General features: G+C 71.4%; 16 protein-coding genes. 8 read left to right on the forward strand and 8 right to left on the reverse strand.

The window, feature by feature from the left end:
- Positions 1–122: 122 nt before the first annotated feature.
- The 3 genes from efeB to DEJ09_RS10840 form a co-directional block, all read right to left on the reverse strand.
- Entirely contained in the window at positions 123–1562 is a 1440-nt protein-coding gene (efeB, locus tag DEJ09_RS10830) for an iron uptake transporter deferrochelatase/peroxidase subunit (RefSeq protein WP_258373869.1), read from the reverse strand.
- Positions 1559–2752 carry an EfeM/EfeO family lipoprotein gene (locus tag DEJ09_RS10835; protein ID WP_111088728.1) on the reverse strand — a complete coding sequence of 398 codons (1194 nt, stop codon included), beginning with the start codon at positions 2750–2752 and terminating at the stop codon, positions 1559–1561. Before DEJ09_RS10835 ends, efeB begins: the two co-directional genes overlap by 4 nt.
- A 201-nt stretch (positions 2753–2953) precedes the next feature.
- Positions 2954–3751 carry an HAD-IIA family hydrolase gene (locus tag DEJ09_RS10840; RefSeq protein ID WP_027464991.1) on the reverse strand — a complete coding sequence of 266 codons (798 nt, stop codon included), beginning with the start codon at positions 3749–3751 and terminating at the stop codon, positions 2954–2956.
- Positions 3752–3929: 178 nt separating this feature from the next.
- Here DEJ09_RS10840 and DEJ09_RS10845 point away from each other — a divergent pair, with 178 nt between their 5' ends.
- Together DEJ09_RS10845 and DEJ09_RS10850 are read left to right on the forward strand one after the other, a co-directional pair.
- Positions 3930–4628, forward strand: a complete 699-nt coding sequence (locus DEJ09_RS10845) for a TetR/AcrR family transcriptional regulator (protein WP_181433341.1) — start codon at positions 3930–3932, stop codon at positions 4626–4628.
- A gap of 64 nt (positions 4629–4692) precedes the next feature.
- Positions 4693–5337, forward strand: a complete 645-nt coding sequence (locus DEJ09_RS10850; protein ID WP_111088590.1) for a TrmH family RNA methyltransferase — start codon at positions 4693–4695, stop codon at positions 5335–5337.
- A 103-nt stretch (positions 5338–5440) separates the two neighbouring features.
- On the opposite strand, the gene DEJ09_RS10855 is transcribed toward DEJ09_RS10850, so the two are convergent.
- Entirely contained in the window at positions 5441–6430 is a 990-nt protein-coding gene (locus DEJ09_RS10855) for a LacI family DNA-binding transcriptional regulator (protein WP_111048005.1), read from the reverse strand.
- Positions 6431–6933: 503 nt separating this feature from the next.
- On the opposite strand from DEJ09_RS10855, the gene DEJ09_RS10860 reads away from it, so the two are divergent.
- The gene (locus DEJ09_RS10860) at positions 6934–7572 is read left to right on the forward strand and encodes an endonuclease domain-containing protein (protein WP_111088592.1); all 639 of its coding nucleotides are present in this window, start codon (positions 6934–6936) and stop codon (positions 7570–7572) included.
- 109 nt (positions 7573–7681) lie between these two features.
- On the opposite strand, the gene DEJ09_RS10865 is transcribed toward DEJ09_RS10860, so the two are convergent.
- The 3 genes from DEJ09_RS10865 to DEJ09_RS10875 are packed head-to-tail and all read right to left on the reverse strand — an operon-like array spanning position 7682 to position 11354.
- Positions 7682–9916: a YhgE/Pip domain-containing protein gene (locus DEJ09_RS10865; protein ID WP_111088594.1), complete on the reverse strand. Its 2235-nt coding sequence runs from the start codon at positions 9914–9916 to the stop codon at positions 7682–7684.
- The gene (locus tag DEJ09_RS10870) at positions 9913–10701 is read right to left on the reverse strand and encodes a hypothetical protein (RefSeq protein WP_111088596.1); all 789 of its coding nucleotides are present in this window, start codon (positions 10699–10701) and stop codon (positions 9913–9915) included. Before DEJ09_RS10870 ends, DEJ09_RS10865 begins: the two co-directional genes overlap by 4 nt.
- Positions 10698–11354 (reverse strand): TetR/AcrR family transcriptional regulator, encoded by a 657-nt coding sequence (locus tag DEJ09_RS10875; RefSeq protein WP_111029758.1) that lies wholly within the window; start codon positions 11352–11354, stop codon positions 10698–10700. Before DEJ09_RS10875 ends, DEJ09_RS10870 begins: the two co-directional genes overlap by 4 nt.
- 160 nt (positions 11355–11514) lie before the next feature.
- On the opposite strand from DEJ09_RS10875, the gene DEJ09_RS10880 reads away from it, so the two are divergent.
- Both DEJ09_RS10880 and DEJ09_RS18150 read left to right on the forward strand, forming a co-directional pair.
- A complete protein-coding gene (locus DEJ09_RS10880; RefSeq protein WP_146245708.1) occupies positions 11515–15186 on the forward strand; it encodes a S8 family serine peptidase in 3672 nt (1223 codons plus the stop codon).
- Positions 15187–15354: 168 nt separating this feature from the next.
- Positions 15355–15519 (forward strand): hypothetical protein, encoded by a 165-nt coding sequence (locus DEJ09_RS18150; protein WP_155896763.1) that lies wholly within the window; start codon positions 15355–15357, stop codon positions 15517–15519.
- A 104-nt stretch (positions 15520–15623) separates the two neighbouring features.
- On the opposite strand, the gene DEJ09_RS10885 is transcribed toward DEJ09_RS18150, so the two are convergent.
- Positions 15624–15797, reverse strand: coding sequence for an antitoxin (locus DEJ09_RS10885; protein ID WP_071404361.1), 174 nt, complete (start codon positions 15795–15797; stop codon positions 15624–15626).
- Positions 15798–16007: 210 nt separating this feature from the next.
- Between DEJ09_RS10885 and DEJ09_RS10890 the strand changes: the two genes are divergently transcribed.
- From DEJ09_RS10890 to DEJ09_RS10900, 3 genes are all read left to right on the forward strand, one after another.
- Complete coding sequence (locus DEJ09_RS10890) at positions 16008–17342, forward strand: adenylosuccinate synthase (protein WP_111088600.1); 1335 nt, start codon at positions 16008–16010, stop codon at positions 17340–17342.
- A gap of 2 nt (positions 17343–17344) precedes the next feature.
- On the forward strand, positions 17345–17905 hold the full coding sequence (locus tag DEJ09_RS10895; protein WP_250897300.1) for a low molecular weight phosphatase family protein: 561 nt from the start codon (positions 17345–17347) through the stop codon (positions 17903–17905).
- A 253-nt stretch (positions 17906–18158) separates the two neighbouring features.
- The gene (locus tag DEJ09_RS10900; RefSeq protein WP_111088604.1) at positions 18159–18650 is read left to right on the forward strand and encodes an SRPBCC family protein; all 492 of its coding nucleotides are present in this window, start codon (positions 18159–18161) and stop codon (positions 18648–18650) included.
- Positions 18651–18756: the final 106 nt, after the last annotated feature.

The raw sequence follows: 18756 nt of genomic DNA on the forward strand, positions 1-18756 counted from the left end.
GGTTCGAAGGGTCAGAAAACGTGAACCCTCCCACGGGGGGGGAGGGGGGGGGGGGGGGTGGTGGAGTGGCGGAGCGGTGGGGCCCTGCGGCGGGCGGGCGGCGCGTTCGAGCGACGGCCCGGCTAGGTCCGTGTGAGCAGCCGACGGCCCAGCCAGTCGTCCGCGTGGCGGACCCCGGGCAGGGCGAAGAAGTAGCCGCCGCCGACCGGTGACACGTAGTCGACGAGGGGTTCGTCGACCAGGCGCTTCTGCACGGCGACGAACTGCCGTTCCAGGTCGGCCTGGAAGCACGCGAACAGCAGGCCCATGTCGAGGTCGCCGTTCGTGTCGGTGCCGTTGTCGTAGTTGTACGGACGACGGAGCATCTGCTGCGCACGGGCCTCGGCGGTTCGGGGGTTCGCCAACCGGATGTGCGCGTCCATCTGGATGACGTCGCCGGTCGGGTCGTCCTGGTACCGGGGGTCGTCGAACTCGCCGCTGCGGGTGAGCGGGGCACCGGAGTCACGGTGGCGGCCGATCATGTTCTCCTGCTCGTGCAGCGAGACGCGGTCCCAGAACTCGACGAACATCCGGATGGTCCGCACGACGTGGTAGCTGCCCCCGGTGACCCAGTCGGGTTCGCCGTCCTGTCCGCCGCGGGTCCAGACCAGGTCGTCCATGACGCTGCGGTCCGCGGTGGAGGGGTTGCCGGTGCCGTCCTTGAAACCGAGCAGGTTGCGCGGGGTGCCGGAGGGGCGCGGCGGGGACGCGAAACCGTCCTGCCGCCAGCGCACCTGCATGCCGCCGCGGGTGGCCCGGGCGATGTCGCGGATCGCGTGCAGGACGGTGTCGGTGTTGTGCGCGCACACCTGCAGCAGCAGGTCGCCGTCCGAGATCGACCGGTCGAGGTCGTCGTTCGGGAAGTCCTCCATCGTCCGCAACCGCGCCGGGCGCTGCCCCGACAGGCCGTACCGGTGGTCGAAGAGCGAGGCACCGACGCTCGCGGTCACGGTGAGCCCGTCGGCCGCGACCTCCGGTCCGAGCACGCCGGAGTCGGCCGGCGGCGCGGTGATCCCGACGTCGGCAGGCGTGCCGCCGCGGGTGAGGAACCGTGCCCGCTCGGTGATCGTCCGGAGCAGGTCGGCGAGCTCCCCGCGGTCGGCCGCGGTCACGTCGAACGCCAGGAACGCCGACTGTCGCTGCGCGGGCGTGGTGATCCCGGCCTGGTGCGCCCCGTGGAACGCGTACGAGGAACCGGGCGGAGCGTCGGCACCGCCCGTGGTCGCGGCGGCTGCCTGGAGGCCCGTCCCACCCCCGGCGGTCAGGCTCGCCGCCGCCGCGGCGGCTCCGGCACCTGCCCCGACCGCGCTGGTCAGGAACGCGCGGCGGCCGACCCCGCGGGTGGGGCCGGTCGGCGGGTGCTGGTCGCCCGGGGCACCGGCGGGACACGCGCTGCCGTCGGCGGACAGTCCGAGGCGGGCGTGCGCCTCGGTCATTCGTCGGTACGTCGCCGCGTCCATCCCGCGTGGGAGTTGCCGGCTCTGGAGGCCCTGCCGGCCCTGGCGCTGCGGTCGTTCGGTCACGAGGTCCTCCTCGGGTCGCAGATGGCGGCGACGGGGGCGAGTCGTTCGAGCGCAGCGTCGAGGTCGGCGTCGAGGTGCTCGCGGGCGGTGCGGTCGAGACCGTCGAGGGTGTCCCAGCTGCCGTCGGGCCGTCGGTGAGATTCCACGTCGGCGCGGAGGGTCGCCAGCGCGCGATCGGTGGCCCGGAGGCCCGGGTAGCGGGTCCGCAGGATCGACCGGAGCGGTTCGAGCGCGTGTTCCGTCCCGCTGGTGTTCGCGTCGATCGTCGCCAGTGCCGTGTGGCTGCCGGCGTCGGTGGCCCCGGTCGCCTCGAAGCGGAGTGCGTTCTCGAGGATCTCGTGCGAGCGCAGGCCGATGTCGAGCGGGTCGACCCGTTGGGTGGGGAACGTTCGGCGCAGGTGCGCGACGGCGGCGACCAGGGCGTCGGCGGGCGCGACGGCGCGACGGCTGGGCGCATCCGACCACAGCAGCGCCTCGACGCGGTGGAAGCCGGTCAGGTGCGAGTCGTCGAGTGCGGTCCGTCCGGCGGCCGGGAGCCCGTTGATCGCGGTGTCGTCGTCGCCGAACGCCCCGTAGGCGGCTCCGAGCTGCTCGTACTCGCGGTGCCCGGTCAGCCAGTCCCGCCGTGCGGCGCGGACGTCACCCGCACGGACGTCGGCGTCCAGCGCGCGCACGTCGTCGAGCAGCGCCGGCAGGCGACTCTCGATCCAGGCGCCGTACGACTTCGCGGCGGGGATCAGGTCGTCGCGGGTGACCGGGACGATCCCCGGGGTCTCGTCGCTGACGTGGGTGGCGCCGCGCAGGTGGACGACGGGTCCGGTGCTCGGGTTCGCGTCGGCGGGCAGGCAGCGGAACCGGTACTGGCCGCGCGGGAGTCGGACGCCGTAGTCGTGCGTCGCACCCGGTCCCAGGCCCTCCGCGTCGAGGTAGACCGCGCCGTTCGTGGGGTCGACCAGCTGCACCTCGATCCCGGCGACGGAGGTGTTGTGGATCCGGAACGTCTGGGGGCCGGCGAGGGCGCGGTCCGGGCTCGCGGGCCACCCCGTCCCGCAGGCGTCGGTGCCGGCCTGCACGGTGACCGCCGACGTCTGCGGCGCCGGCGAGGGGACCAGGTGCGGGGCGACGATCGCGGTCCCCACGAGTGCCCCGAGCGCGCCGACGACCACTGCCGTCGTGGCACGAACCGACATCGACACCGATGACCCCATCCTGTAGCAACTCACAGAAAACCCTGATCAGAGCCACTTTCGGCTCGACCAGGGCAACCATAGAGTCGCCCCAGGGGCAGTTTTCCCGTCGTTCACCGCAGGGCGGTTCTGTTCACCGGATCGTCATCGAGCGGTCTGCGGTGAACGGGCGCACCCGGGTGGCGTGGGCCGCCAGAGCTCGAGCTAGAGCTCGACCTCGAACGGCTCGGTGCGCACGAGCTCGTGCACGCCGGAGATGACCTCGCTCGGGCGGAACGGGTACCGGTCGATCTCGGCCTGGTCGCTGATGCCCGTCATCACGAGCACGGTGTGCAGCCCCGCCTCGATGCCGGCCTGCACGTCGGTGTCCATGCGGTCGCCGATCATGCCGGTGTTCTCGGAGTGCGCGCCGATCCGGTTCATCGCGGAGCGGAACATCATCGGGTTCGGCTTGCCCACCACGTAGGGCTGCTTGCCGGTGGCCTTCTCGATCATCGCCGCGATGGCGCCGGTGGCCGGCAGAACCCCCTCGGCGCTGGGGCCGGTGGCGTCGGGGTTCGTCACGATGAAGCGGGCGCCGGCGCGGATGAGCCGGACGGCCTTGGTGATCGCCTCGAACGAGTAGTTGCGGGTCTCGCCGACGACGACGTAGTCGGGAGCGGTCTCGGTCATGATGAACCCGGCCTCGTGCAGGGCGGTCGTCATGCCGGCCTCACCGATCACGAACGCCGAACCGCCGGGCATCTGCGACTTGCAGAAGTCGGCCGTGGCGAGCGCACTCGTCCAGATCCGCTCCTCGGGCACGTGCAGGCCCGAGCCCCGCAGCCGGGCGCTGAGGTCGCGCGGCGTGAAGATCGAGTTGTTCGTCAGCACGAGGAACTCGGTGCCGTCGTCGAGCCACTGCTGGATGAGTTCCGGCGCGCCCGGGAGCGCCTGGTTCTCGTGGACGAGCACGCCGTCCATGTCGGTCAGCCAGCACTCGACGTCGTCTCGGGTCGCCATGGCCCTCACCCTACTGCGCAGGGGTTCAGGCCCGGCTCGTGGTCGGCTCGGAAAGGGCCGGGAGGCCCGGGGCGGCTCTTGCGCGCTGCTGCCAGACCCGAGAAGGTCGAGACACCGAACCGCGGTCGGCTTTTGCCCTACGCTTTTCGGGACACGTACCGAATCAAGGAGGCCCCTCGTGCTCGTCGAACCCGGAACCCCGTCCGCCGCGCCCCGACCCACCCCGGTGTCGGAGACGGAGCTCGAGGTGACGCCGCGACGACGCCGAGGCCGCCCGAACGTGCTCTCCCGCGAGCAGGTGATCGACGCCGCCACGACCATCGCGAACGAGGACGGCCTCGACCGGCTGTCCTTCCGAGCCCTGGGCGTGCGGCTCGGGGTCGCCCCGATGACCGTGCACCGGACCATCGGCGGGCTGGACGACCTGCACGCCGAACTCGTCCGCCGCACCGTCGACGAGTTCACCGCCACCTTCGTCTGGCCGGACGAGTGGCACGCCGTCGTCCGCACCTTCGCCACGACGTTCCGCGACCTGATGCGCACCCACCCGCTCGTGCTCGAGTCGCACAGCCAGCGCGCCCCGCTCGCCTCGACCGAGTCCGACGCCGTCGTGGCGAAGGTCGTCGGTGCCCTGCAGGACGCCGGGCTGCCGCCGGCCGAGGCGATGTACACCTTCTTCGTCGTCTACGACTTCGTGGTCGGGCACGCCGGGGTGCAGGTCGGGCGCGGGGACTCCGAGGCCGGCCGCCCCGAGCGGCACCGGCTGGTGGGCGAGATCCTCGGTGAGCACTCCTACGACGACCGGTTCGCGCTCGGCCTCGACATCCTGATCGCCGGCATCGAGTCGCGCATCGCCCACGGGGCCGGCATCGCCTGAGCCCGCGGCGCCGCCGGGCGCTGCCGTCGTCGGGCCGGTGCCGTGTGCGCCGTACGCTGGTAGGGTGACCACTGCGCCCGAACCGTCGCACGAGCTGACGACCAACGGGGTGGGGCCGCACCCGGAACCCTGGCCCGACGACCCGAGGCTCGACCCGGAGCTGCTGGCAGCGGGGGACTCCCGGAACGTGCTCGACCGCTACCGGTACTGGTCGATGGACGCGATCGTCGCCGAGCTCGACACCCGACGGCACGCGTTCGACGTGGCGATCGAGAACTGGCAGCACGACCTGAACATCGGGTCGATCGTGCGGAGCGCCAACGCCTTCCTGGCCGGCACCGTGCACATCATCGGGCGACGCCGGTGGAACAAGCGCGGAGCGATGGTCACCGACCGGTACCAGCACGTCCGCTACCACCCCGACGTCGAGGCCTTCCTCACCGCGATGGCGGAGGAACAGCGTCCCGTCGTCGCGATCGACAACACCCCGGGTGCCGAGCGCATCGAGACCGCGACGATCCCGGAGCGCTGCGTGTTCCTGTTCGGGCAGGAGGGCCCCGGGCTGACCGACCAGGCGGTCGCCGGTGCCGACGCACACCTCGAGATCACGCAGTTCGGGTCGACGCGGAGCATCAACGCCTCGGCGGCGGCCGCGATCGTCATGCACTCGTGGGTCGTCCAGCACGCGGAGTTGCCCGGCGCTTCGTGAGCAGGAATGGTCGGGTACGGGCCCTGGACCCGACCATTCGTGCTCACGAAGCGGGCGGGGCGGGGGCGGGGCGGGCCTCCCGGCCGGGGTCCGTGCTGAAGCGTCAGCGCGCGGCGGTGGTGCGGCGCGCGACCAGGCGGGGTTCGACGAGGAGTTCCGTGGCGGCGATCCGCGGATCGGCGATGCGGGCCAGCAGGCGCTCGCCGGCGCCTCGGCCGATCTCGACGCTGCGGTCGTCGATGCTCGTCAGGCCGACGTACCGCATCGCGGCCACCGGGGTGTCGTCGTAGCCGATGACGGAGACGTCCTCGGGGACGCGCAACCCGCGTTCGGCGAGTTCGGACAGCGCGCCGAGGGCCATCACGTCGTTCGCGGCGAAGACGGCCGTGACGTCCGGGTGCTCGTCGAGGAGCATGCCGAGGGCGCGGGAACCGGCCTCCTCGGTGGGTTCGCCGGGCAGGACCGTCGTGACGACAGAGGCGCGTGCTGCTGCGGCCTGCTCGAAACCGGACTGGCGTTCGGCCGAGGCCGCCGAGCTCGCACCGACGAACCCGAGTCGGGTGTGGCCGAGGTCGAGCAGGTGCTGCGCTGCGATGCCCCCGCCGGCGTGGTCGTCGTTCGCGACGGTGTCCGCGCGGGGGATCGCGACCCGGCCACCGGCGATGACGAGCGGCATCGAGGCGGGGATCGCGAGGTCGGTGGTGGGCTCGCCGGCGATCACGATGCCCTCGACGCGCATGGAGAGGAAGCCCTCCACCGGAGACGCATCGAGCCCGGTGTTGAGGAACCGGTCGGCGACCACGAGCCGGTGCCCCTGGTCCTGCAGGCTCTCGCGCAGACCCGTGAGCAGGTCCACGAACCACTGGTTGCGGAAGTCGTCGAGGACCACGCCGATGGTGCGGCTGCGCGTGCCGGCGAGGGAGACGGCCGCGGTGGAGGGGCGGTAGTCGAGCTCCTGGATCGCCTTGAGCACGGCGGCCCGGCGCTGGTCGCTGACCCGGGGGGAGCGCTGCAGCACGAGGGAGACGAGGGACTTCGAGACCCCGGCGCGTGCGGCGACGTCGTAGATGGTCGCGGGCTTGCCGTCTCCCATGATGCGCTTCGACCTCCGTTGGCTCGTGCGTCGATCGTAGCGGTTGACGTGACATGGGCTGGGCGGGGGTGGGGGCGTCGAGTGAGCAGAAGACGACGGGTCTCGAACAGCCACTCGTCGTCTTCTGCTCACTCCCTTGGGTTCGCGAGTCCTCCACAGGGGAGGCACGGTGCCGGTTCTGCACCGAACTCCGGTTCGGTGAGCGGGGCGTCGGCGCGGGGCGCGAGCGTGTCGGCATGCGACCACGACCACTCCCTTCGGCGCTGCGAGGCCGGGCCTTCGACATCGGCGCGGCTGATCGAGCCGGAGTTCCCCGACAACGACTCCAGCGGAAGGACCTGACCTGCCCGACGCGATCGATCCGATGGCCCCGGGACCGACCACCCGATCCGATCCGCCGCATCCAGGCACTGCGGCCGGTCCTGTTGCCCGGACAGTTCGTCAGCCACACCTCTGCGGGGGTGTTGTGGGGTCTGCCGGTGCCGTGCGGCCCTGACGCACCGGTGCACATCACCAGCGTGCACCCGCAGGCGCAGCCCCGGCGCGTCGGCGTGGTCGGGCACCGTGTGGCTGCTGACCGGGTGAGCATCCGGCAGCGCTGGGGTGTTCCGTCCAGCAGCCCCGCGGCGCTGTGGGTGGAGTGCGGGGACCTGCTCGGACTCGATGAGCTCGTCGTCCTGGGTGACGCCATCGTCACGTCGCGGGCGTGCGCGACCGCGCTGGAGGACCTCGCCGCCGCGCTCGCCGGGGCGGGGAATCGTCGTGGCGTACGGAAGCTGCGCGTGGCACTCGAGCTCGTGCGGGTGGGGGCCGGGTCGCCGCAGGAGACCCGAGCGCGGCTGGCGATCGTCCGCGCGGGGCTGCCCGAGCCCGAACTGCAGGTCGACGTGCTCGACGAAGCCGGTCGGTTCGTCGGCCGCGTCGACCTGGCGTACCCGGAGCACCGCATCGTCATCGAGTACGAGGGCGACCACCACCGGACCGACGCCGAGCAGTGGGGCCGTGACCTCCGCCGCTACCGCGAGATGGAACGACTCGGCTGGGCGGTCGTCCGGTGGACGAAGTCCGACCTGACGCTGCACCGCTCAGCCGCAGTGGCGCACCTGCAGACGCTCCTTGCACGCGGAGGTCGCGTCGAGTGAGCAGAAGACGACGGGTCGCTATTGCACACCCGTCGTCTTCTGCTCACTCAATGTCGCGGGCGGCCCCGCGCGCGAGCGTCCCGCGCCCGCGCGCCCGCGTGCCGCCCCGCTACCCGATCAGGCTCGGGCGCAGGTCGCGCAGCGTGCGGGAGCGGGTCTGCCGCGCCGTGACCACGAACGACACCAGCAGCGCCCCGAGCAGCCAGCAGAGCAGCACGCCCGCGTCCGACCACGCGGCACCGAGGTTCCCGCCGTACATCGTCTGCCGGATCGCGTCGACCGAGTACGTCATCGGCAGCGCGAAGTGCAGCGCCGCCAACGGCCCTGGCAACGTCTGCCACGGGAACGTCCCACCGGCGGTGACGAGCTGCACGAGCATCAGCACCAGGCCGAGGAACTGCCCCACCGATCCGAGCAGCACGTTGAGCGCCATGATGATCGCCGCGAAGGTCGCCGAGGCCAGCACCATGATCCCGATCGTGCCGCCGACGTGCACCACGTTCAGGTCGAGGGCGAAGCGCACGATGAAGAACAGCGCCACCATCTGCACCAGGCCGAGGAGCGCCGGGGTCAGCCAGCCGCCGAACACCACCGCGAGGGGCTTCCGCACCGCCGTGATTGCACGCTTCGAGATCGGCTTGAGGATGAGGAACAGCGCGTACATGCCGATCCAGGCCGCGAGCGAGATGAAGAACGGCGCGAGGCCGGCACCGTAGTTCGACGCGGCGGCGACGTTGTCGTCCCCGACCTTGACCGGGTCGGAGATGACCGAGGCCTGCGACGCACGCTCCGAGGCGTTCGACGCCGGGATCTTCGTGCGGCCCTGGTCGAGCGACGACGCGAGCTTCGACGAGCCGGTCGTGAGCTTGTCCAACCCCGATGCGAGCGACGAAGCGCCCTGGTCAGCGGTCTTCGCACCGGTCGCGAGCTGGGACGCACCGGACGACAGCGTCGGAGCGGCCGAGGCCAGCTTCGATGTACCGGCGGCCACCTTCGACGCGCCCGACGAGACCTTCGAAGCACCGTCCGCGGCGGTGGCGATGCCGGACGACAACTCCGGGGCCTTCGCGGCGAGCTTGCCGGTGCCGGCGGCGAGCGTGTCCGAGCCGTCGGAGAGCTGCTGGATGCCGCTCGTCAGCGCCGGGGCCTGCTCGGCGAGCTGGGAGGCGCCCGCGGACACCTGCGCGCTGCCGGTCTTGAGCTTCTGCAGGTTGCCGGACAGGTTGCCGGCACCGGTACCGAGCTTGGTGCTGCCGGCCTGCAGGTTGTCGAGCCCGGCGAGCAGCCGGGTCTTCTGTTCCTCGGAGAGCACCGTGGAGGCTTGGACGACGGGCTTCAGCGACGCGACGAGTTCCGGCGACTGCGCAGTGAGCTGCTGGACGCCCGCGATGAACGGTGCGGCCTCGTCGGCCAGCGTGGCGTTCCCGGCGGCGACCTGCGACGCACCACTGGACAGGCGCGCAGAGTCGGAGGGAAGCGAAGCCGTCTGGTCACGGAGCTGGTGCAGCCCGGACTGCAGCTGCCGCGCCCCGCTGTCCAACTGCTGCGTCTGCGACGGCAGTGCCGCCGTCTGCTGCTGCGCGCTGGCCAGCCCGGACGCCAGGGTCGACGCCCCCGACGCCACCTGCTGCGCCCCGCTGTTGAGCTGCTGGGTCTGCGACGGCAGGTCGGCCGTGCCGGACGCGAGCTCCGCCGCACCGGACGACAGCTTGCCGGTACCGTCGGCGAGCTGGTGCGCACCCTTGTCCGCCTTGGCGGTGCCGGACGCGAGTTCATCGGCCCCGTCGACGGCGTCACCGAGGCTGTCCCGCACGTCGGCGAGCCCGACCAGCAGGGTCTTCGCCGCCTGCTTGCCGACGCGCTCGGCGACGGCGGTGCGCATGGTCTTGCCCGCCTGTTCGGCGATGGTCGAGGCCAGGTACGAGTTGGTGTCGGCCGTCGTCATGACGAGCTTCGCCTGCGTCGGGTCGTCTGACTGCGCGGACACCAGGTGCTCGGAGAAGTCGTGCGGGATGGTGACGACGAAGTCGTAGGTGCCGTTGCGGACGCCGGAGCGGGCGTCGGCGGCGCTGGTCTTCGTCCACTTGAAGTCGGCGCCGTCGATGGCCTCCTTCGTGACGTCCTTGCCGTAGTCGACGTGGTCGCCGTCCAGCGTGGCGCCGGCGTCGAGGTTCACGATCGCGGCGGGGATCTGGTCGAGCTTCGCGTACGGGTCGCGGTTCGCCCACAGGTAGGCGCCGCCGTAGAGCAGCGGCACGATCATCAGCGCGATGAACGCCAGGCGTGCGAGCGGGGTCGCGGTGAGCCGCGCGAGTTCTGCGCGGACGAGCGAGGTGGTGGTCACTTCTGTGCCTCCGTCGGGACGGTTGCGGATGCTTCGGTGACGGAAGGAGCGGCCGGGAGGCCCGGCTCGGGTCCGTCGGTTCGGGCCACGTCCTCGGGGTCCTCGGTCTGGGGCGTCGCGAGCGTCGCGACGTCGTCGTGCGTTTCGACGCCGCCGTGCGTCTCGACGCGGTCGTGCGTGTCGATCGTGTCGAGCAGGTGCTCGACGGTGGTGGCGGCGGCCTTCGAGGTCACGAGGACCACGGTCACGCCCCGTCGTGCGACGTCGCGGACCACCTGGAACCAGTCCTCGACCGCGCCGCCGTGCCGCTCGGGCGAGGTGATCACGATGCCGGTCACACCGTCGCGGAGCAGGGCGAGTTCGACCAGCAGCCGGACGCGCACGACGGTCGGCACCCGCTGCACGGCGGTGTCGACGTAGTCCCGCAGTCCGAGCTCGTCGAGCACGGTGTCGACGTGCTCGCGGTTCGGGCGCTGCCCGGCGAACGCGAGCTCCTCGCGCACGATCTGCTTGAGGGTCATGACGGGGAAGGGCTCGGCGACCCCGGGGGTGTCCACGAGCGCGAACGAGCGCCGGACGGCTGCCGGGTCCTCGTGGCCGTCGAGCAGCAGCCGACCGGTGTCGGGCTGCATGCGGCCACCGGCGACGAGTGACGCGAGCACGGGTGCCTGCTCGGTCTCGACGGCGAGGACCCCGGGGCGTCCCTGGGCGGCGACGGCGGAGACGACGGGCAGGGGTGCGCCGGGCTCCTCGCCGATGCCGACGTGGTCGAGTTCGAGCGTCATGCGTGGTCCTTCGGGGCAGGAGTGGGAGCGGGAGCAGCGGGTTCGGAGAGCAGTGCCGTGCGCCAGTCGATGCCGGCCATGCCCAGCGCCGACACCACCACCATGCGCCGTCCGTCCTCGTCGCTCGTGCCGGAACGGGTGGCCTCGTCGAGGACGGCGATGCACGCGCCCTCGACCAGACGGCCGAGCGTCTCGGGGTCGACGTCGTCCCGCATGGCACCGTCGGCGATCCCGAGCGCGCACGCCTGGCGTACCTGTGAGCGCAACGGCGCGAACACCTCGGCCACGGGTTCGGCGAACGGGCTGCGGACGGCGACCCGGGCCATCGAGCGGACGTGCGACACCTCGGTCCAGAGCGTCACCGCGATGGCGGCGAGACGTGCGGCCGGCGGGAGCTCCTGCAGGTCCGATGCGGTGGGCATGGCTGCGGCGATCCGGGCGGCACCGGCGGTCACGACCTCGCGCACCAGGTCGTCGCGGGAGGGGAAGTGTCCGTACACCGCACGGCGCGAGAGTCCCGCAGCCGCGGCGATCGTCTCGATCGAGGCGTCCGGGTCCTGCTGCAGACAGGTCTTCGCCGCGTCGAGGAGGGCTGCCCGGTTCTCCGTGGCGTCGCGGCGGGGCGCGCGGGAGGGCTGCTCGGTGGTGGTCACGCACCCCATCGTAATAACGTGCACACGGGTGTGCAACTTAACAGGTTCCAGCCCCCGGACGAGAAGAGTCCCCCAAAGTGCGGACTGTCTTCCCTGAGAACGAACGCATAGCTTCACAGGAATCTCATGCGAACCACGGACTGAGCCAGGAGTGCCCTCTTTGAACCGTGCAACACCGAACACCGACCCGAACCCAACCCCCCATCGCTTCACCCGCGTCCTGACCGCCGGCATCGCCGTCGCGGCCCTCGCGTGTGGCGGTCTCGCAGTCGGGGGCGCGGCCTCCGCAGCTCCGGCCGGGATCTCGGTGGCCGACCTCAAGCTCTCCGCCCCGCTCCGTGACGCCAAGCCGACGAAGACCGTCGCCGCGTTCGTGCGCACGACCGGCCAGGGTGCCCTCGAAGTGGACGCCAAGGCGAAGGGCGGGGACCTGACGAAGTCGCGGACCCAGTCCTCCGCGGCCAAGAACCGCGTCGAGGCGATCCAGTCGACCGTCGCCGCGGTGCGGTCGGCCGTCAAGCGCGCCGACGCCGACGCGACCGAGCTCTACTCGACCGAGTACACCGTCCCCGGCGTCGCGGTCGTCGCCGACGTCGACGCGTTCCGGAAGATCGCGGAGCGCTCCGACGTCGAGAGCATCATCCCGCTCACGCCGAAGAAGATCGTCGAGCCGACGGTCAACGAGAACGCCGACGCCGCTCCCTCGGGTGTCGACCCCAGCCTGGTGCAGCCCGGTGCCGACGGCGTCGCGCCGAAGAACGCCGCGAGCGACGTCTACACGCGCTCGCTCAACGCCTGGCAGCAGACCGGCCACACCGGCAAGGACGTCAACGTCGCCGTCCTCGACACCGGTCTCGACTACACGCAGGCCGACTTCGGTGGCCCCGGCACCACCGAGGCGTACCAGCAGGCCCTGGCGAACGCGAGCGGCGGCGCCCCGGACCCCAGCCTGTACGACGCGTCGAAGTTCCTCGGCGGGTACGACTTCGCCGGTGCGACCTACAACGCCGACCCGACGGACCCGGACGCCTACGACCCGGTGCCGGCTCCCGACGACAACCCGATCGACGGCAAGGGCGGCGACCACGGCACGCACGTGTCCGGCTCGATCGCCGGCTACGGCCTGACCGCCGACAAGCAGCAGTTCGACGGCGACTACACCAAGCTCACCACGCAGCAGGTGCAGGACATGTGGATCGGTCCGGGCACCGCGCCCGAGGCCGGCCTGTACGCCCTGAAGGTCTTCGGTGACAACGGTGGCTCGACCGACGTCACCGGTGCCGCGCTCGACTGGGTGGGCCAGGCGCTCACCGAGGGCAAGGACATCAACGTCCTGAACCTGTCGCTCGGCTCCGACTACGGCGCGCCGGACGACCCCGACAACGCCAAGATCGACGCACTGACCGCTCGCGGCGTGCTCCCCGTGATCGCCTCGGGCAACGCCGACGACTTCACCGACATCGGTGGTTCGCCGGGCAACGCCGAGGGCGCGCTCACCGTCGCCGCGAGCGCCACCGGCCAGTCGCTCTACGACGGCGTGCAGGTCACCGCACCGGCCGACGTCGCGAAGACCTACCGCTCGCAGTACTCGTCCAACTTCAAGGGCACCCTGCCCGTCGAGGGCGACGTCGTCGTCCCGACCGCGAACATCGACGGCTGTGCCGCGTTCAGCGCCGCCGACGCCGCGGAGATCAAGGGCAAGGTCGTCTGGCTGAAGTGGACGGACGCCGCGCTCGAGTGCGGTTCCGCCGTGCGCTTCGGCAACGTCCAGGCTGCCGGCGGTGTCGGCGTCCTGCTGGCGGGCACGCTCGACACGTTCGAATCCGGCATCGGTGGCAACGCGACCATCCCGGGTGCCGAGCTGACCGCGAAGAGCGTGGCGAGCCTCCAGGCCACCGCCAAGGCGGGGACCCTGCACGTGCGCTTCGCGGACGAGCTCAAGGGCTTCGAGGTCGCCATCGAGGCGGACGCCGTGAACACGCTCGCGTCGTTCACCAGCCGTGGTGTGCACGGATCGTTCGACGACATCGTCAAGCCGGACATCGCCGGCCCCGGGGTCAACGTGATCTCGGCGGCCAACGGCACCGGTGACGGCCGCATGTCGATGAGCGGTACCTCCATGGCGACGCCGGACGTCGCGGGCATCGCGGCGCTGACGTTCCAGTCGCACCCCACATGGTCCGCCCCGCAGGTCAAGGCGGCCCTGATGAACACGGCGACGCACGACGTGAAGGACGGCAACCGTTCGGCCACGCTGCTCCGCCAGGGCACCGGTCGAGTGGACGCACTGCAGGCGGTCACCGCCGGCACCACGGTCCGCAGCGCCGAGAACGACCAGCTCGTCACCGCCTCGTTCGGCGTCGTCGAGGTCGCGAGCGGGACGAGCGAGACCCGCACCCTGCAGATCGACAACACCGACAGCACGGCGCACACGTACAACGTGTCGTACCAGCCGCAGGTGTCGCAGCCGGGTGTGACCTTCGCGCTCAGCTCGAAGCAGGTCACGGTGCCCGGCAACGGCACCGCGTCGGTCACGCTGACGTTCTCGGTCGCCGACGCGACGAAGCTCCGCCGGGTCATCGACCCGACCCAGGAGGCCGTCCAGCAGGGCTACCAGCGCGAGTTCGTGGCCGCCGCTTCCGGCATCGTGGCGTTCGCGCCGACCGACAGCTCGCTCAACCCGATGCGCCTCGGGGCCTACGTGGCCCCGAAGCCCGTCAGCGCGGTGCGGGCACGGACCACGGTCTCGTTCACGGGACCGGGTAAGTCGGCCGAGCTGACGCTCAAGGGCCGCACGCTCGACCAGGGCGGACTGACGACCGGCTACCACGCCGCCGTCGCTCCGTTCGTGCTCGGCGGCACCGACCCGGCCGAGGCGTTCCCCGAGGGTTCGGCGACGCGCTCGCTGCAGGCGGCCGACGTCCGTTCCTACGGTGCGTCGTACGACAAGGCGTCGGGAACCCTGGCGTTCGGTGTGCAGACCGCTGGTCCGGACGCGAACCCGGGCGCCGTGACCAACGTCGAGGTCCTCATCGACACGGACCGTGACGGCGAGCCCGACTTCCTGGTGTACAACGCGAAGTCGGCTGCCGTGGACGCCACGTTCGCCACGACGGTCGACCTGGCGAAGGCCGCCCTGGACGACCCGGACGTCGACCCCGTCGTCGACGTCCAGCCGCTCAACGGCGGTGCGCCCGGCCAGGACGTGAACACCTTCGACAGCTCGGTGAAGGTGCTGACCGTCGCTGCGAAGGCCATCGGTTCGTCGAAGAAGTTCGACTACACGGTGCTGACGGAGTCGGCCTACGCCCCGGGTGCCGCCACCAGCGGTTCCTCGGTCGTGGACGAGACGAAGACGGCCACGTTCGACCCGTCGAAGCCGAAGCTGTCGTTCTCGCAGGACGGCACCTCCGGCGTGCTGTTCGCCGACGCCGACTCGCTCACGGTCACCCGTGCCTCGGGTGTCACCAAGGCGACGGTGCTGCTGCTTCACCTCGACAACGCGGCGGGCAAGCAGGCCGACACGTCGACGATCAACGTGGTCCCGCCGAAGCTCGCGCTGGCGAAGGGGAGCAAGGTCACGGTGAGCGGGACGGCGAAGGTCGGCTCGACCCTCACCGCGAAGCACGGCACGTGGAGCACGACGAAGGCGACCTACAAGTACCAGTGGCTGCGTGACGGCAAGGTCGTCAAGTCGGCAACGGGTGCCAAGTACAAGCTCGGCTCGTCCGACGTCGGGCACCGCATCAGCGTGCAGGTGACGGCCCACGCCTCCGGGTATAAGGACGGCACGGCCAAGTCCGGGGCGACCGCGAAGGTCACGCGCCGCTAGGACAGGGTGCGCGCGCGGTTCGCGCGCCACATGGTGAGCAGAAGAGGTCGGGTCCCGAGTGGGGATCCGACCTCTTCTGCTCACCAAGCGCGGGGCATCCCACCCGGCGAACGCGTGTTCGGGACAGGTAGTTAGACAAACTAGTGAAGTGGTGCCACTGTTTGTTCCATGCAGAACACGCTGAACCAGCTCCGGTCCAACCCGGTCGAGTGGCGCCGTCGTGGACTCACCCCGCCGGACGTCATCCAGGCCATGATCGAGCAGCGCCTGGCCGAGCCGGGGCACTCCCAGCCCGTCGGCGACCCGTCGTACCAGGACTTCTTCCGGAGCTGATCCGGGGTCGGCCGGGTGGCTCGGGACGCACCGGCGGACAGACGGGAGGCGCGGTGCCAGCTGGCACCGCGCCTCCCGTCTATACGTCGGTGACGTCTCGGACGTCACTTGCCGATCTTGCCGTCGGCCGCGTCCTCGGCCTTGCCGATCTGGTCGCCGTGTCCGCCGCCGGTCGCCTTGTCGGCCGCGTCGCCGGCCTTGTCGAGGCCGGCGTCCGTTGCCTGCTCGCCCTTGTCACTGTCGGCGAAGTCCTTCGCCTTGTCTCCGATGCCGCTCATGTCGTGCTCCGTTCGCGTCGTGGATCTGGACGCGTCCGACCGTGCTCCGACCGATCCGGACGGACATCCAGGTGCGCTCGATGTGGACAAGCGGCCCGCCGTCCACAGGACGTCACAGCGGGTGACGCGCAGGTGACCAGCCGATAGACTCGGGTGGACCACCGGCCCGGACGGCCGTGTGCGGTCCTCCGCCAACGTGAGGAGAACCAGATGCCCGCAGCAGTCATCATCGGAGCCCAGTGGGGCGACGAGGGCAAGGGGAAGGCCACCGACCTCCTCGGCTCCCGCATCGACTACGTCGTGAAGTTCAACGGCGGCAACAACGCCGGCCACACCGTCGTCGTCGGCGGCGAGAAGTACGCCCTGCACCTGCTGCCCTCCGGCATCCTGACGCCCGGCGTGACCCCGATCATCGGCAACGGCGTCGTCGTCGACCTCGAGGTGCTGTTCCAGGAGCTCGACGCCCTGCGCGCCCGCGGCGTCGACGTCTCGAAGCTCCTCGTGTCGGCCAACGCCCACGTCATCACGCACTACCACCGCACCGTCGACAAGGTGACCGAGCGGTTCCTGGGCAAGCGCCAGATCGGCACCACCGGTCGCGGTATCGGCCCGACCTACGCCGACAAGATCAACCGCGTCGGCATCCGGATCCAGGACATCTTCGACGAGAACATCCTGCGGCAGAAGGTCGAAGCCGCCCTCGACCAGAAGAACCACCTGCTGGTCAAGGTCTTCAACCGCCGTGCGATCGACCCGGAAGAAGTCGTCGAGTCGCTGCTCTCGTTCGCCGAGCGCCTGCGCCCGATGGTCGCCGACACCGCCCTCGAGATCCACCGTGCGCTCGAGCGTGGCGAGACCGTCCTGTTCGAAGCCGGCCAGGCCACCATGCTCGACGTCGACCACGGCACCTACCCGTTCGTCACCTCGTCGTCCGCGACCGCCGGTGGCGCCGCGACCGGTTCGGGCATCGGCCCGGGCAAGCTCGAGCGGATCATCGGCATCGTCAAGGCGTACACGACCCGCGTCGGGGCCGGTCCGTTCCCGACCGAGCTGTTCGACGAGTCGGGCGAGTTCCTGCGCGCCAACGGCTTCGAGTTCGGCACCACCACCGGCCGCCCGCGCCGCTGTGGCTGGTACGACGCCCCGATCGCCCGCTACACGGCACGCATCAACGGTGTGACCGACTTCGTGCTCACCAAGCTCGACGTCCTGACCGGGCTCGAGACGATCCCGGTGTGCGTCGCGTACGAGGTCGACGGCGTCCGCGTCGACGAGGTCCCGGTCAACCAGTCCGACTTCCACCACGCGAAGCCGGTGTACCAGGAGTTCCCCGGCTGGACCGAGGACATGACCGGAGCCCGCACCTTCGACGACCTGCCGAACAACGCGCAGGACTACGTCCTGGCGATCGAGGCGATGTCCGGCGCACGGATCTCTGCGATCGGTGTCGGACCCGGCCGTGACGCCATCGTCGTGCGGCACGACCTGCTCGGCGACGACGAGCGTGCCGACCAGCGCGCCGGCGAGCGCACCGACGCAGCGTGACGATGCGGATCCTGTTCGTCTGCAGCGGCAACATCTGCCGGTCGCCGCTCGGCGCGCAGGTCCTGACGGCACGACTCGGCCCGGACGCCCCCGCGTTCGTGGTCGAGTCGGCCGGCACCATCGCCGACGACGGTGCCGCGATGGACGCCGCCGCGGCGGAGCAGTCCGTCCGGCTCGGGGGCGACCCGTCGGCCCACCGGTCGCGGTACCTGACGGCCGAGATCGTCGCGAGCGCCGACCTGGTGCTGACCGCCGAGCGATCGCACCGTGCAGCCGCCGTCTCCCTGGCGCCCCGGGCCTCCAAGCGGACCTTCACGATCAAGCAGTTCGCGCGGGTGCTCGCCGGCCTCGAGCCTGGTGACCTGGCCGACGTGACGACCCCGCAGGAACTCGTGGAGCGTGTCGCCCGGCTGCGTGGAACGGTCCCGCCGCCCGCCGACCCGGCCGACGACGACGTGGACGACCCCTACCGTCGCTCGACGGCGACCCACCAGCGCGTGGCCGACGAGGTCGACGTGGCGCTCGCGCTCGTCGCCGACGCACTCCGGGCAACGCTGCGCTGACGGCGCCGCCGCCGCTGACGCTGCCGCTGACGCTGACGCTGACGCTGCCGCTGCCGCTGCCGCTGCCGCTGCCGCTGCCGCTGCGCACGGTGCGCGGTTGTTCGCCCGGTGCGAGGTTGGCGGCCTGGTGCAGGGCTGTAGCGGCGCACGGAGCGAGCAAGCTCGCACGGGCCGTCGCACGCCGCACGGTGCGAGTCCGGCGGAGCTCGCACGGGCCGGTGTACGCCGCACCGTGCACGTGCGAGGATGACTCATGCCCGTCGTCGAGTCCCGCTGTGTCGTCCCGGTCGAGCCCGACGTGGCCTTCGCCGTCTCGCAGACACAGGGGGCGATCCGGAAGCGGTGGGACCCCTTCATCCGCCGCCAGCACCTGATGGACGGCGCGACCGTGCCGGCGAAGGGCGTCCGCACGTACACGGTGCAACGGTTCGGGCTGGCGATGGAGAGCGAGTACGTCTCGTACCACCCGCCGTCGAACGTGGGGATGAAGATGACGAAGGGCTCGTGGTTCTTCGAGCGGATGGGCGGAGGATGGCGCTTCCAGGCGGCTGAGGGGCAGCCCGGACACACGCTCGCGACCTGGCGCTACAACTTCACGTGCCGGCCGAAGTGGCTCGCTCCGATCGCCGAACGCATCGGCGTGCTGGTGCTGCAGCGGGACATCGACCGGCGCATCCTGGGGTTCGCCCGCGGCTGCGAGGACCCCGTCGTCCTGGCCCACGTGGCCGCACATCGCGCTGCCTGACCGGACCCGCGAGACGCCGGCGTCCTGCGGGCCGAGTCGGTTCGGAAGACGCCGTCGTCGAGCGATGACGACGGCGTGTTCAGGAGTGCCGAACCGACCGACCGGC

It is taken from the genome of Curtobacterium sp. MCLR17_055 (assembly GCF_003234305.1).
In the GTDB taxonomy this organism is placed as follows: Bacteria; Actinomycetota; Actinomycetes; order Actinomycetales; family Microbacteriaceae; genus Curtobacterium; species Curtobacterium flaccumfaciens.

What these genes read in the sequence shown, in the direction of transcription:
- DEJ09_RS10835 (WP_111088728.1), bottom strand. Translation starts at nt 2,752, where the DNA reads ATGTCGGTTCGTGCCACGACGGCAGTGGTCGTCGGCGCGCTCGGGGCA.
- DEJ09_RS10840 (WP_027464991.1), bottom strand. Translation starts at nt 3,751, where the DNA reads ATGGCGACCCGAGACGACGTCGAGTGCTGGCTGACCGACATGGACGGC.
- DEJ09_RS10855 (WP_111048005.1), bottom strand. Translation starts at nt 6,430, where the DNA reads ATGGGAGACGGCAAGCCCGCGACCATCTACGACGTCGCCGCACGCGCC.
- DEJ09_RS10870 (WP_111088596.1), bottom strand. Translation starts at nt 10,701, where the DNA reads ATGACGCTCGAACTCGACCACGTCGGCATCGGCGAGGAGCCCGGCGCA.
- DEJ09_RS18150 (WP_155896763.1), top strand. Translation starts at nt 15,355, where the DNA reads ATGCAGAACACGCTGAACCAGCTCCGGTCCAACCCGGTCGAGTGGCGC.
- DEJ09_RS10885 (WP_071404361.1), bottom strand. Translation starts at nt 15,797, where the DNA reads ATGAGCGGCATCGGAGACAAGGCGAAGGACTTCGCCGACAGTGACAAG.
- DEJ09_RS10890 (WP_111088600.1), top strand. Translation starts at nt 16,008, where the DNA reads ATGCCCGCAGCAGTCATCATCGGAGCCCAGTGGGGCGACGAGGGCAAG.
- DEJ09_RS10895 (WP_250897300.1), top strand. Translation starts at nt 17,345, where the DNA reads ATGCGGATCCTGTTCGTCTGCAGCGGCAACATCTGCCGGTCGCCGCTC.
- DEJ09_RS10900 (WP_111088604.1), top strand. Translation starts at nt 18,159, where the DNA reads ATGCCCGTCGTCGAGTCCCGCTGTGTCGTCCCGGTCGAGCCCGACGTG.